The sequence below is a fragment of the Salmonella sp. SAL4457 genome (assembly GCF_046548235.1).
In the GTDB taxonomy this organism is placed as follows: domain Bacteria; phylum Pseudomonadota; class Gammaproteobacteria; order Enterobacterales; family Enterobacteriaceae; genus Salmonella; species Salmonella enterica.
Window position 1 is genome coordinate 1 of record NZ_JBGDZO010000916.1, and the last position, 253, is coordinate 253.

At 64.4% G+C, this 253-nt stretch carries 1 protein-coding gene; it reads left to right on the forward strand.

Going from position 1 to position 253, the window contains the following annotated elements; genetic code table 11:
* On the forward strand, nucleotides 1-253 hold a 253-nt coding region (locus ACLJNW_RS26865), incomplete at both ends, for a sulfatase-like hydrolase/transferase (RefSeq protein WP_410961604.1).

Consider the following 253-nt stretch of genomic DNA (forward strand, 5'->3'; position numbering starts at 1 on the left):
GTTCTACCTGAACAACCAGCGCAGCCAGAACGCCAGCCAGCTGGACGGCGCGGTGCTGGCGCCCTTCGCCAAGGTGCTGGACGACCCGGCGCCGAAGAAGTTCATCGTGGTCCATCTGCTCGGCACCCACATGAACTACAAGTACCGCTATCCCGCCGACTACGCTCGCTTCGTCGACCGTCAGGGCGCCCCGGCGGCTCTCAGCGACGACCAGGTGGAGGTCTACAACAGCTACGACAACGCCGTGCTGTAC